The following is a 14,167-nucleotide window of genomic DNA, read 5'->3' on the forward strand; positions in this document are numbered from 1 at the left end:
AGTGCGGAAGCTGTCACAACCCGCATGATAACTCAAACGGCACATTCTTAAGGGTAACAAACAGCGGCAGCGGACTTTGCTTAAAGTGCCACATAAAGTAAGAGTCTGAGACAGATTATTCAAAAGGGGCGTCCTGAATGGGACGCCCCTTTTTTTGTCTGACATGCTGCTGGAAAAGTCAAAAAACTGTTTTTTGTGAGTGAAGCGAAGCAATCCCGCTATGTCATTCCTGCGAAAGCAGGAATCCAGACGCCGTCCCTGCGAAAGCAGGGAACTATAATGAAATAGGTTCCCGTTTTCACGGGAACCCCTGGATTCCGTGTCAAGCCTGCCTACCGGGCAGGCAAGCACGGAATGACAGAATAACGAAAGTTTATAATATTTTTGGTACCCTGTCCCGAAACATCGGGACAGCAGGGCGGTTCATTTAACTATGCATAGACTTTGAGGTATAAAGTATTTTAAAATAAAATGCTATGAAAGTTTTAATGCTTAATCCGCCATATGGAAAGGATTTTTGCCGCTCAGCCAGATGGGCTGCGAAATCCCGGGGCAGGGTGCAAAGACACCCTGACTGGATGCTTATTGCCGCGGCAGTGCTTGAAAACGCAGGCCATGAGGTTAAATTTGTTGACGGCGCGGCGTTGAATCTTGAGCGTGATGAGATTAAAAATAGTATTCAGGATTTTTCTCCTTCAATGCTTGTCATTCACACCACGACGCCGTCTATTTATAATGATATTTTGTATGCATCCCTTGCAAAAGAAGTCTGCAAGCCGGTTACTGTTTTAATAGGGGCGCATGTGTCGGCTGAGTTTGAAGACACCTTTAGAATATCAAACGGCGCCGTAGATATAATCGCCCTCGGTGAGTACGACTATACACTCAGGGATATAGCATCAGGGAAACCCGTGAAAGACATTGAGGGCCTTGCATATCAGGAAAAAGGCGCAGTCATTAAGACGCCGGAAAGACCCATGCTTGATGTCAGGGAACTCCCTTTTCCAGCATGGCGCCATATAAAACCAGAGTGGTATCAGGATGCAGGCAAGAGGTTTCCGTTTTTGACCCTTATTTCAGGGCGGGGCTGTTTTGCCAGATGCACGTTCTGCCGCGATACGCCTGTAATGTACGGCAGGAGGCTCAGGTTAAGAGAGCCTGCACAGGTGGTTGATGAGATGGAGTATGACATAAAACTTTTTCCATATATAAGGGAAATTATGTTTGAAACAGATACATTTACAGCCTCGCGCGGACATGTGGAAGGCGTGTGCGAGGGAATCCTCAAACGAGGATTGAAAATTTCATGGAGCTGTAATGCAAGAGTGGATATAGACTTATCCCTCTTGCCCCTTATGAAAAAGGCAGGCTGTAGGATGCTGATGGTAGGCTTTGAATTCGGCACGCAGAAAGCGCTTGATTCCGTAGAAAAGGGCACTAAGCTGGAGCAGGCTCGGCGTTTTGCCGAAGAGGCAAGCAGGTTAGGATTTATCATACATGGGTGTTTTATGATTGGAGCTCCCGGAGAGACCAAAGAGACGGCAAGGGCGACAATAGAATTTGCAAAATCCCTTCCGGTGGATACGATTCAGATTTCAGGCATCTGCACTTATCCCGGAACGGAAATGTATAAATGGGCAAAGGACAAGGGCTATCTCGTTCCCAAAGACTGGAGGGAATGGGTTAACAACGAGCTTGAACAATGCACCCTCCTGAGCTATCCGCAGCTTTCCAAGGATGAGATAGACAGGCTGATTGACGCGGGATTGAAGTCTTTTTATTTAAGGCCCAAGCAGATGTTAAGGATGGCTTTAAACATGAGAAATATAGGAGATGTAAAGAGGAAGTTATACGGCTTAAAGAGCTTTTTAGGATATTTCAAAAAGGAAGGAGCAATAAGCAGATGAAGGTAATGTTAATTGACCCGCCCGGTTTTATGGGGCATCCGATAGGCCGCATTCTGGGCAGTTTCGGCACAAACAAGGCTGACCAGGCATGGCCCCCTTATGATTTGCAGATAATGGCAGGATACTGCAGAAAAAACGGGCATAATTTCAGGCTGTTAGACGCAAATAACTTAAAACTGTCGTATGAAGATGTATTTAATGAAATAAAGATATACAGCCCTGACTGGGTTATCTATCTGACCTGCTTCCCTAATTTTATCCTTGACGCTCAGGTGGCGTCTGCCGCCAAGAGGGCTGACCGTAATATTAAGACAGCCTGCATGTCCCTGTCCATTTACAGCGTTCAGTCGCCTGAAGTTCAACTGTCCAAGCTGCCTGATTTAGATTTTATTGCGTGGGGCGAGCCTGAAGTTCCCCTTATGCAGTTGATTAACGGCGTGGAGCCTCAAAATGTTAAGGGTATATACTACAGGGATGTAAACGGTGGAATTAATTTTACCGGCGAAGCGCAGAAGGCTGTAAACCTTGACGATTTAGGCGTGCCTGTTCATTCTGTTTTGCCGATAAATATTTATAAATGTCCGGTGTCTCTCAGCCGCCCGATGACTATTGTCAATTGTTCAAGAGGGTGCGCTAACTGGTGTGTGCACTGCCAGGCCGGCGCTTTCCAGCGGCCGGTTCGTTACCGCTCGGTAGATAATGTTTTAGAAGAGCTCCGGGAGATTAAGTCGCTCGGCATAAGGGAGATCAAGTTTTATGACTGTTCACTGCCGACCAATGCCGAGTTTACAAAGCAATTGTGCAGCAGGATGATAAGTGAAAAATTTGGTTTTACATGGAATTGTAATGCCAGGGCGGAAATGCTGAATGAGGACCTACTGAAAATTATGAAAGCGGCCGGATGCCATTCAATAAGCATTGGCTGTGAGAGTTCAGACCCTCAAGTTCTGAAAAACATGCGCAAGAATGAAACGCCGCAGCAGATTGAAGACGCAGTCAGGCTGGTGAAAAGGATGGGCCTGCGTGTTTTAATGTATCTGACGTTTGGCCTTGAGGGAGAGACAAAGAAAACAATGGAAGAGACTTACAAGTTTGCCAAAAGGCTCAAGCCGGAGTTTGTAACATTCGGCATAGTGGTCCCTGCGCCCGGCACTCCGTTTTATAATTCTCTGGAAAAAAAGGGACAGTTGAGGAATAAGGATTTAGAATGGCAGGACCCCAATGCGCTGCCGTCTTTTGCCTACCCATCCCTGTCTCCGGAGGAGATTCTCAATTTTACCAGGGCGGCATACCGCAGTTATTATTTTGACACTGGCTATATATTAAACAGGATTAAAACCTTGAGGTCTTTCACTGAATTTAAGGCAGGGGTCACAAATGCGTTAAAGATGGCAAGGCGCTATATCGTAGAAAGAGTTAAGTGATATGGCGGTTGTACTGATAACGGAGGAGGCCATCCCGCCTGTCCAGAGGTTTTCCCTGACACAAAAAATAGCCGAAGAGCTTGCAGACTCAGGAGTGCCCGTTTACCTTATCAGCGTCAGGGGCCGGGGCGAATTTAAGCATAAAGGGGTTGTACATGTATCCGTAGATGTGCCGGGCTGGAATCTTTTTGCTATCACACAGCGCATCCGCGCCAATCTGAAATTATGCGCAGAAACACTCTGGCTCTGCCGCCGGAATAATATTAAAGCAGTTTACGGATGGTGGCCGATAGTGTTTTTTGCCCGTTATGCAGGAGGTATCCGGAATGTTGCGGCTGATATGCCTGAATTTATGGATGTTATGTACAGGAGTTTCCGGAAGCCCCTGCCGTTATTAATGGGCGCGGCTCTGAGGATATTTCAAAAGGCAGCAGCAAAGGCATGTAAGTTTATTGTAACAGAATCAGATATAGCAAGGGCCGTCTGGTGCAGCAGGGGTGTGCCTTACGAAAAAACATATGCCCTTCCCTACGGCGTTGAAGCGGATGTTTTCAGTTCTGCAAAGCCGGCAGGTTTCCGTTTGGAAAATAATATAAAAGATGACGAGATTATGATTCTATACCACGGCGATATCGGCATTGACGACGGTGTTGACGTGCTTATACGGGCCGCAAACAATCTGCCGGTTAAAGTAGTGCTTGCAGGCGGCGGCGAACGGAAATACATGAATTACTTAAGAACCCTTGCCGCTTCCAATATATTGTTTACAGGCTGGATCCCATATAGCATAATGCCTGAGGTTGTGGCGTCCGCCGATATATGTGCGGCGCCTTTTAGAAGCTCGCTGTATACTAATTCTACCTGTCCCCTTAAGCCGATGGAGGCAATGGCTGCCGGAAAGGCTTTAGTTGTATCGGACCTGCATACATTTTCCGGCTATGTTGCAGACGGGGTTGACTGCAGGCTTGTAAGGCCGGGCGATGTGGACAGCCTCAGATCGGTTATATCGGAATTAATCTCCAATCCTGAGGAACGCAGGCGTCTTGGAGAGAATGCGAAGAAAAGCGCAAGGGAAAAATTTGATTGGCGTATCCGCGTAAAAAAAGAGGCGTCAATATTAATTGAGTTGGCTGCAAAATGCTGAAAGGAAATATTTTGGGGCGCATTAACGGCATTAAACAGGGGTTTATTATTGTATTTTTCTTCAAGTTAGTTCTTCTCCTGATTTTTTCTTCGGACTTCCAGAATAAATTATTTATGCCGTTTGTTCAGCACTTTCTGGCAAATGGAGGCAATCCATGGCAATATTTTTATGAGACGTCCAATAAACCGGATATCTTCCCCTATCACCCGCTTATGCTTTATATCTTTTCATTTTTTTATTATCCGGCAAGGTTTTTTTCAGAAGGTCCTGTAATATTGCAGAACCTGTTTTTCAAACTGCCGATATTGATAGTTGATATAGCAATAACCATCCTTCTTCTAAAAACATTTCCCAATAAACAGAGAGAGATTTTCATCTTTTATTTTATTTCGCCTATTATTATTTATGCGTCTTATATGCATTCACAGCTTGATTTGATTCCAACGGCCCTGCTTTTTTTCTCAGTATATTTTTTATCAAATAAAAAAAATGTTATTATCTCGGCGGTCTTTTTCGGACTGGCTATAAGCACTAAATTACATGTCCTTGCCGCGTTGCCGTTAATTGTTATTTACCTTCTGAGAAACCAGAAGACAAAGGGAATACCGGTTTTTACCGCCATATCGGCTTTAGTCTACATATTTTTTGTCCTGCCTTATATCGGCAGTGAAGGCTTTAAGCATCTGGTCCTTTCCAATCCCAAGCAGATGCTTTTATTTGATGTTACATATAAGATTGGGGGATTGACGGTTTTCCTGCCGGTCTGGGGCGCTTTTTTGCTGTATATACGATTTCTGATTTACGGCAAAATAAATTTAGACCTTTTTTATACTTTTATTGTTATTTTGTTTTCCGTCTTTGTGCTCTTAGTTCCGCCTTCGCCCGCATGGTATGTCTGGATGTTTCCGTTTTTGAGCATTTTCTTTATTAAATTTTTCAGCAAAAATACAAAGATAATTTATTACTATGCGGCGCTTAACCTTTTTTACATCCTGTTTTTTGTCTGTTTTAATCTGTCCGGATATCAGGACCTGACCTTTTTAAATACCGGGCTTGATTTAAAAATTTATGACTGGAAACTATCCAGCATGGTCTTTACGGCATTAGAGGCAATTCTATTTGGCGTTGTATATCTATTTTATAAATTCGGCGTAAAAAGCAATGCCGTATATAAGAGGGATAAGGCAATCCTTATAGGCATCGGGGGGGACAGCGCCGCCGGCAAGACCACGGTGCTCTCAGACATAGAGATGTTATTGGGAAACAGGCTGTTTAAAATAGAAGGAGACGCCGACCATAAATGGGAAAGGGGCGACCAGAAGTGGCAGAAATTTACTCACTTGAATCCAAAGGCAAACTACCTTCACGGTCAGGCGGAAAGCCTTATTTTATTGAAGGCCGGCCATCCTGTTTTCAGAAGGGACTATGACCACAGGATAGGTAAATTTACAGAGCCGGTGAAGATGTATTCAAAAGATTTCATCGCTATCTCGGGACTTCACCCTTTTTACCTGCCTGTAATGAGAAAGATTATTGATTTAAAAATATATCTTGACACGGACGAAAGGTTAAGACGGCACTGGAAGATATTGAGGGATACAAAAGAAAGGGGTTATTCGGCAGCCAGCCTGCTGGAACAAATTGAAAAAAGGGCGGAGGATGCAGGAAAATATATATATCCCCAGAAACGGTTTGCCGATATCAGCATAAATTATTTTACTGATGAGAATTTTGCTGTGGGAGATGAGGCCTGCAGCCCGCCGGTAAAACTGAAAATCACTCTGAATGCAGATATGCATCTGGCCAGGATTATTGACCAGTTTTCAATCAGGGGCGTAGACATAAGCTGGGATTATTCGGATGATTTGCATACTCAGTATTTGGTTATTGAAAAACAGGTCAGCAAAGAAATTCTGTCTGAAATAGCAAGGGAGGTTATAGAAAACATTGAAGAAATCATTGCAGATAAAATGCAATGGAGGGACGGGCACAGGGGTTTTGTTCAATTGATTATACTTTTATGCTTGAGTAAGGAGATGAAGGCGTATGGAGATGAAGTTCAAGGGCATTTTGCTTGATTTGGACAACACGCTGTATCCATATCAAATAACACATCAGCAGGCTATTTCAACTGTCACAGCCGCCGTTTCCGGAAAGTTTTCTATTGATGAAGATACGATAGAAAAGGCGTTTAAAGAGGCGCGGCAGGAAATCCATACTGCACTGTCAGAGACAGCCGCATCACATAACAGGCTTCTTTATTTCCAGAGGATGTTTGAACACCTGAAAATTAATCCGATGAAATATGCAATGCATGCATATAATATTTACTGGGATACTTTCCTTGAAAAGATGAAGCCGTATGACAACGCCTATGATTTTCTGGAGCTTGTCAAAGACAGGAAAATCTGCATTTTGTCCGACCTGACGGCGCATATCCAGTATAGAAAAATTGAGAAGCTTGGGCTTTCAGGTTACGCCGGTTATTTGGTAACCAGCGAGGAGGCAGGGAAGGAAAAACCGCACCCCTGGATTTTCAGACTTGCGCTGGAAAAGATGGGCTTTACAGTGAATGAGGTTTGCATGATTGGCGACAGTTTCAGCAAGGATATTGCCGGAGCGGCAAATCTGGGGATTTATTCTTTCTGGATGAATACAGAAGGCGAAAAAGAAAAACTTAATGAAATAACCGCTGAAATCAGGACCTTCAAAGAACTTATAACATATTTCCATGAATAACGACATTGAAAAATTTGTAAAAATGTCCAGATACGCAGGCGAGCGGTTTGACATTGTGCAGGCGAGCGGAGGGAATTCCTCGGTAAAACTTAACGGCGGCAGAATGCTTATTAAGGCTTCCGGTTTTTTGCTGTCGGATGTCCAGCATGACAAAGGCTATGCAGCAGTTGACAATAAAAAGATTTTAGAGATTTTGAAAGACAGCAAGCTAACCCGGCTGAACAGGAAAGACAGGGACCGACTGGTTTCAAAACACCTCGCAGAATCTGTGCTTGAGTTTGGGAACAAACCTTCAATAGAGACCTTTCTTCACGCCTTGCTGAAGAAATATACACTGCATATTCATCCGGTCTCTGTAAGTGTAATAACATGCCAAAAAGACTGGAAGGGAATATTAAAGACGCTGTTTGGCGATGTTGTGACGGTTGATTACAGGACGCCGGGCATTGAGCTGGCATATCAACTGAGCCATGAATTGAAAAATTTTAAAGGGAAGCACGGCGCTCTTCCGGGAGTTGTCTTTTTGCAAAACCACGGGCTTATTATTTCATCGGACAGTTTTGATGAGGTGGAGACGCTGACTGAGGGTGTTCTGGAGAAAATTGAAGGCTATCTCGGCATGGATATGTCAAGATACAAATTGACAACGAAAGTCTCAAGGCTTATAAACAGCATAAAGGGAGGCCTTTTGATTGCATATCTCTCTGAGGATATTGTGATAAACAACATCCTTAAAAAGAACAGGGAGCTGTTTTTTGTAACACCGTTTTGCCCCGATAAAATGGTGTTCTGCGGAACTACTGTGCTTGAACTGTCTCATCCGGATGATTATGACTCTGTTAAAAACTACATGGAAAAATACTGCGAATTGCCCTGCGTTGTTGTTTACAGGGACCACCTTTTTTTTATTTCACGAAATCTTAAAAAAGCAAAAGAAATGGAAGATGTTTTTAAAATGCACATCCTTGTCTTAAGCGCTACAAAAGGAGAGGTTGTCTGCCTGTCCGGCGAAGAGCTTCGTTATTTAGGCAATTGGGAAGCGGAAAAATACAGGCAGGGAATTTAGGTCCTTAAAAATATGCAGATCATCATACCAATGGCAGGAACAGGGAAAAGATTCCTGGATGCCGGCTATACCGCGCCTAAACCGCTCATAGAGGTAGACGGACGGACTGTCATAGAGCACATCGTTAACTTGTTTCCCGGCGAATCAAAAATTTCTTTTATATGCAACAGTCAGCATATGAAAGAGACAAACATTGTTGAGATACTAAAAAATACTGCCCCGACATGTAAGATTTATGAGATACCGCCTCATAAAAAAGGTCCTGTCTACACAGTGTCCTTTATATTTGACAGAATAGATGACAATGATGAGGTCATTATAAATTATTGTGATTTTTCAAAACACTGGGATTACAAAGAATTCTTAAATTTTATAAGAAGCAGGCATTCGGACGGAGCAATATCCGCATACAGAGGGTTTCATCCGCATATGATGGGCGCCACAAACTATGCATTTATACGCGAGGAAAATCTGCAAATGCTTGAGATTAAGGAAAAAGAGCCTTTCACTAACAACCGTATGGAGGAATATGCATCTGACGGAACATACTATTTTAAGAAAGGGTTGTACGTTAAGAAATATTTTAAACAACTGATGGAAGAAGAGCTCAATATAAATGGCGAATATTATATAAGCATGGTCTACAATCTCATGAGGAGAGACCTTTTAAATATTTCAATATACGAAATTCAGCACATGCTTCAGTGGGGAACACCCCGGGACCTTGAGGAATATCAGCGCTGGTCGGATTATTTCAGAAAGATTATAACACCCTGTCAAAACATAAGACCTCAGAACAACAGCATCAACCTGATCCCTCTGGCAGGAGCAGGCAGCAGATTTGCCAAAGAAGGCTATAAAGACCCCAAACCGCTTATCAGAGTAAATAATAAGCCTATGGTGATACAAGCGGCGAATTCTCTGCCCTTATCTGAGAAAAATATATTTATATGCCGGTCAGAGCATCTGAATAATTACCCGCTAAAGCAGGAGATCCGCAAGGTTTATCCGCAGGCCAAAGTTGTTGCGATTGACAGGTTGACAGAGGGGCAGGCATGTACCTGTGAAATAGGACTAAAGGATGAAAATCTTGAATCTCCCCTGTTAATCGGCGCATGCGATAACGGAATGCTGTGGGATAAGGATAAATACACCGAATATCTGAACAGCAATGATGTGGATGCGATAGTCTGGAGTTTCAGGCGTTATCCGCAGACAGAGAGAAATCCGCAGATGTACGGCTGGATTAAAGTCGCTGACAACGATTATGTATCAGGGGTTTCTGTGAAAAAGCCTGTTTCAGAAGACCCGCTTAAGGACCACGCAATAGTAGGCACATTTTATTTTAAAAAAGCAGGGTATTTTATTGAGTCTCTGAAAAGGCTGTATGCCAGGAATATCAGGGTCAACAACGAGTTTTATGTTGACAGCTGTGTTAATGAGATGGTTGAAATGGGACTTAAGGTAAAAGTATTTGAGGTGGACTATTACATCGGCTGGGGCACGCCGGATGAATTAAGGACCTATGAATACTGGCAGAGCTTTTTCCATAAATGCTCCTGGCATCCGTACAGTATTGAAAGGGATATTACAGCCGGATAAGAGATTCCGGAGTTATATGAGAAAGACAAAAAAGGAAATTAAGAGATTTATTGCAGTAGGGCTGCTGGCAGTCGGAACGGACCTGTCTGTTTACACCCTTTTGCTTAACTTTTTGACACATTCCCCTGCCAAGGCAGTTTCGTTCATAAGCGGAACGATTGTCGCCTATCTGTTAAATAAATACTGGACCTTTGAACAGAAAAAAAAGTCTTTTTCAGAAGCGGTGCGGTTTGCCGCGCTTTATGCCTCAACATTGGGCGTAAATGTTGCTGTAAACAAAATCAGCCTTATGCTTTTGCCTATGTGGATATTTTTTGCATTTCTTGCGGCAACAGGCACAAGCACTATCCTGAATTTTCTCGGTCAGAAATTCTGGGTATTTAACAGGGAAGGAGTTTTAAATGGGGAATCCTGATTTTTTTAAGAACTTTTTTGACAATACAGGCTATCTTTTTACTGAGACAAGCGCGGCCAGTAAAACCCCGCGTTCTTATAAGATACCTGCGGCAGCCGGGCTTTTATTTTTATTGGTCTGCCTGTTGTTTCTTGAACTGCGTGATAACTATTATTTTGTCCAGGATGATAATCTTGTGCAGTTTCTTCCGACTATTATTCAGGGGTGCCGGGCTTTTTTTGAAGAAGGCGTATTCCCGACGTGGAATCCTTATCAGATAATGGGTTCTCCGACAAGCAATCTCGGAGTTTATTCGCTCACATACCCGCTTACTTATATTTCTTACTTCATTTCAGAGACTTTATTTGATAATGAATATCTGACCATAGAGGTGTTTGCCTTTATCCACTTCATCCTCGGGTATCTTGCGGCAGTCTGGATGTGCAGGCTCAGCAGGATGAATCCGGTTCTTGCCGTGGTTGCAAGCCTCTGCTTTATAATGTCCGGTTATAATTTTATTATCGGAAGGTCCTGGTATTATATGCTGCCTGTGATGTTATGGCTGCCGCTCCTGGCAGTGTCAGTGATAAAATTCAGAAGAGGCGCAGTGTCGTTTAAATGGATATTATTTACCGGCGTCGTAATAGGGATGTTTTTTCATTCAGGCAATTCGCAAATATGGTTTTATTCTCTGATTTTCTTTTTCCTTTCCTTAGGCATTACCATAATAACTCAAAAAATACAATTTACCAAAATGCTTTATATTATACCGGCTTTTTTATTCGGGCTGTCAATTGCATTAATTTTACTGATCCCGACCTACATGGCGACTGCGGATATTCCAAGGAGCACCGGCAGCGGCTCAGAAGGTGTTTTAAGCGGTGTTATGGCAATGCTCCTGCCTTATCCGATTGCAAAAGGGCCGCATCCGATTGATCAGATATACTGGTATTCTAACTACAGCGGGTTATATTACAATGGTTCGTTTTTCAATATAATTTCGGCGCTTTCTATTGCGGCTTTAATCGCTGGCTTAGCCTATTACAGAAAAAATTGCGACTATTCCAAGAAACTGATTAATGATAATGTCTGGCTGTTAATGGCGGTTGTTGCATTTTTATTTGCCCTCGGCAATGCCGGACTTTTATGGCCGTTATTTTCTAATATCCCGCCGTTCAACAAATTTAAACTGCCGTTTAAATTTCTGCCGTTTGTGAATTTATTTACCATACTTGGCGGCGGGCTAATACTTGAAAGATACCTTGCCCGTAAGAGAATAAATATTTACGCCCGGTCGGTTGTTTATATACTTGTTCTCATGCTTTTGTTTTATAATCTTACGCTGTGCAGAAGCGCTATATATATATATGGCGATAAACCTTACCCGGCTCTGCCCGAAGATGTTTACAGGATGCTTACCGCCCAAAACAGCAAAAGGCCTCAGAGGATTTATATAAGTGCGCCTTATCACTCTCCAGATAAAGATTTTCTGCTTTCATTACCGCATAATATCCCGAGCATATACAGGATTCCATCCATCATAGGTTATGAGAAACTTGCATCTGAGCCGTCTCTCGGTGTAGATGAATTTTATCAGTACGGAGTAAAATATGTATTAGTCCTTAATGCAAGCACGGACTTACACGCCGGAGGAACCCCTTTCCCTTCCCCTGCTTATTTTGATTTAAAAAAGATTACTGAATTTGGCAGGGTGGAATTATATGAGCTTAAAAATGCCCTGCCGCTTGCATTTTTGGCGCAAAACAAATCCAGCCTCCCGATTAAATTTACAGGCAGGGGGGCTGTCATTGATGTCTCAGGCGTTAATCAGCCCGTAAATGTGACGGCGAATATTTTTTACAGGAAGGGCATGACTGCTACGGCAGAAGGTAAAAAATTAATGATACGCCCGGATGAGTGGAACAGGATACTTGTTTTGAATTGTCCCCCGACAAAGAAGCTGGAAATAATATACAGTCCTTTTTGGGACAAGGGCTTTATGATGAGCGGTATATTTTTACTCCTTTCCGCAGTATCATGGCCGGTTATAAGACATCTTGAGGGCAGAAAAAAAATATGAAACTCTCAGTGGTCATACCGTGCTACAATGAAGAGAAAAACATTCCCCTTATACTTAAAGGCATAAAGGGCGCTGTTAAAAGAGACGACATTGAGCTTATCCTTGTAAATAATGGTTCAAAAGACAATACCGAAAAGATTTTGAATGAACTGGCGCCGTCATATACATTTCTAAGGACTGTAAAGGTAGAGGTTAATCAAGGTTATGGTTTTGGAGTACTTTCAGGGTTGAAAGCGGCAAGGGGCGAATATATAGGCTGGACGCACGCCGACCTCCAGACAGACCCGTATGATACTATCAAGGCGTTGGATATCATTGAGCAGGAAGGCAGTCCGCGCAATATCTATGTCAAGGGAAGGAGAAGGGGCCGGCCCTTGTTTGACACATTTTTTACCACAGGCATGAGTATTTTTGAGACAATGTACTTAGGTGAAATACTCTGGGACATAAATGCCCAGCCGAATATTTTCCATAGAAGTTTTTATGAAGGCTGGTCCAGTCCGCCGTATGATTTTTCATTGGACCTCTATGCGCTGTATAAGGCAAAAAAGCAACGCCTTAAGATAGTCAGGTTTGACGTATTATTCCCTGAGAGAATTCACGGCGAGTCAAGCTGGAATACAAGCCTGACGGCAAAGTGGAAATTTATAAAACGGACCTTTGATTTCAGCATAAAACTAAAAAAGGGGCTTCAAAAATGAATTTCATAGCGCATCGGGTTAATACGGCAGAGGAACTGAAAAAGATTCCTTTTGAGCACGGCGTTGAGATTGATTTAAGGGATCGCGGGGACAGGCTTATACTTCAGCATGACCCCTTCAAAGACGGCGAGGATTTTGAGCAGTACCTGAAGGGCTATAAGCACGGCACAATGATATTAAACATTAAAAGCGAGCGGATTGAGTTAAAGGTCATGGACCTGATAAAAAAATATAATGTCAGGGACTATTTTTTTCTGGATTCATCTTTTCCAATGATATATCTCCTCAGCAAAATGGGCGAAAAAAATATTGCGCTCAGGTTTTCCGAGTTTGAGGGGCTTGATACCATTATGGCAATGCAGGGGGCGGTGGACTGGATATGGGTTGATTGTTTTACAAAGCTGCCGGTCAACAAAGAAAATTATAAAACTTTAAAAGACGCCGGTTTTAAACTATGTCTTGTGTCTCCTGAATTGCAGGGAAGGGACCAGGACCTTGAAAAATACAGGGAATATCTCAGAAAAGAAGATATCTTATTTGATGCAATATGTACAAAAAACTATAATATAAGGAGATGGGCCGGTTAGGTTTTAGCAGAGAAATATCTTATGGTGCGGAAGCCGTTATCCATAGTTATTCCCGTCTATAACAGGGCAGATATTCTGCCCTCTGTAATTAAGGCGCTTCTGGACCAGGAATATCCCGCCGAGATAATTATTGTTGATGACGGCTCAACCGACTCAACAGCAGAAGCGGCTAAGGGCTATCCTGTCAAATATATTTATCAGGAGAATGCCGGACCTGCAAAGGCGAGAAACACAGGCTGGAAGGCATCGGCAGGAGAGATTGTCTGCTTTACGGATTCTGACTGCATCCCGCAAAAAGACTGGGCCGGCAGGCTTGCAGAGGGTTTTATTGAAGACTCTGTCGGTGCAGTGGGAGGCAGTTATGATATTGCAAACCCTGAAAGCCTTCTTTCCAGATGCATTCATGAAGAGATAAAATTAAGACATTTAAAACTCGGGGCTATGAAGTACATAAGGGCCTTCGGCTCTTATAATGTAGCCATAAAACGGCATGTGCTGGAGGAAACCGGAGGTTTTAACGAAG

General features: G+C 43.1%; 13 protein-coding genes. All 13 read left to right on the forward strand.

Annotated elements, in window-relative coordinates; genetic code table 11:
• On the forward strand, positions 1-101 hold a 101-nt coding region (locus tag HZA10_07375; protein ID MBI5196127.1), incomplete at its 5' end, for a cytochrome C.
• A 387-nt stretch (positions 102-488) separates the two neighbouring features.
• Positions 489-1,907, forward strand: coding sequence for a radical SAM protein (locus HZA10_07380; GenBank protein ID MBI5196128.1), 1,419 nt, complete (start codon positions 489-491; stop codon positions 1,905-1,907).
• Complete coding sequence (locus tag HZA10_07385) at positions 1,904-3,331, forward strand: radical SAM protein (protein MBI5196129.1); 1,428 nt, start codon at positions 1,904-1,906, stop codon at positions 3,329-3,331. Before HZA10_07380 ends, HZA10_07385 begins: the two co-directional genes overlap by 4 nt.
• Position 3,332: 1 nt before the next feature.
• Complete coding sequence (locus tag HZA10_07390) at positions 3,333-4,475, forward strand: glycosyltransferase (protein ID MBI5196130.1); 1,143 nt, start codon at positions 3,333-3,335, stop codon at positions 4,473-4,475.
• A complete protein-coding gene (locus tag HZA10_07395) occupies positions 4,469-6,553 on the forward strand; it encodes a uridine kinase (protein MBI5196131.1) in 2,085 nt (694 codons plus the stop codon). Before HZA10_07390 ends, HZA10_07395 begins: the two co-directional genes overlap by 7 nt.
• On the forward strand, positions 6,522-7,214 hold the full coding sequence (locus tag HZA10_07400) for an HAD family hydrolase (protein MBI5196132.1): 693 nt from the start codon (positions 6,522-6,524) through the stop codon (positions 7,212-7,214). Before HZA10_07395 ends, HZA10_07400 begins: the two co-directional genes overlap by 32 nt.
• A complete protein-coding gene (locus HZA10_07405; protein MBI5196133.1) occupies positions 7,207-8,280 on the forward strand; it encodes a class II aldolase in 1,074 nt (357 codons plus the stop codon). Before HZA10_07400 ends, HZA10_07405 begins: the two co-directional genes overlap by 8 nt.
• A 30-nt stretch (positions 8,281-8,310) precedes the next feature.
• Positions 8,311-9,882 carry an NTP transferase domain-containing protein gene (locus tag HZA10_07410; protein MBI5196134.1) on the forward strand — a complete coding sequence of 524 codons (1,572 nt, stop codon included), beginning with the start codon at positions 8,311-8,313 and terminating at the stop codon, positions 9,880-9,882.
• 16 nt (positions 9,883-9,898) lie between these two features.
• A complete protein-coding gene (locus HZA10_07415) occupies positions 9,899-10,297 on the forward strand; it encodes a GtrA family protein (GenBank protein ID MBI5196135.1) in 399 nt (132 codons plus the stop codon).
• Positions 10,284-12,356, forward strand: a complete 2,073-nt coding sequence (locus tag HZA10_07420) for a hypothetical protein (protein ID MBI5196136.1) — start codon at positions 10,284-10,286, stop codon at positions 12,354-12,356. Before HZA10_07415 ends, HZA10_07420 begins: the two co-directional genes overlap by 14 nt.
• Positions 12,353-13,057 (forward strand): glycosyltransferase family 2 protein, encoded by a 705-nt coding sequence (locus tag HZA10_07425; protein ID MBI5196137.1) that lies wholly within the window; start codon positions 12,353-12,355, stop codon positions 13,055-13,057. The genes HZA10_07420 and HZA10_07425 overlap by 4 nt, the downstream gene beginning before the upstream one ends.
• Positions 13,054-13,644, forward strand: coding sequence for a hypothetical protein (locus HZA10_07430; protein MBI5196138.1), 591 nt, complete (start codon positions 13,054-13,056; stop codon positions 13,642-13,644). The genes HZA10_07425 and HZA10_07430 overlap by 4 nt, the downstream gene beginning before the upstream one ends.
• Before the next feature lie 21 nt (positions 13,645-13,665).
• Positions 13,666-14,167 (forward strand): glycosyltransferase family 2 protein (locus HZA10_07435; protein ID MBI5196139.1); only part of this gene is annotated, 502 nt, incomplete at its 3' end.

The sequence above is a fragment of the Nitrospirota bacterium genome (genome assembly GCA_016212185.1).
In the GTDB taxonomy this organism is placed as follows: domain Bacteria; phylum Nitrospirota; class Thermodesulfovibrionia; order UBA6902; family DSMQ01; genus JACRGX01.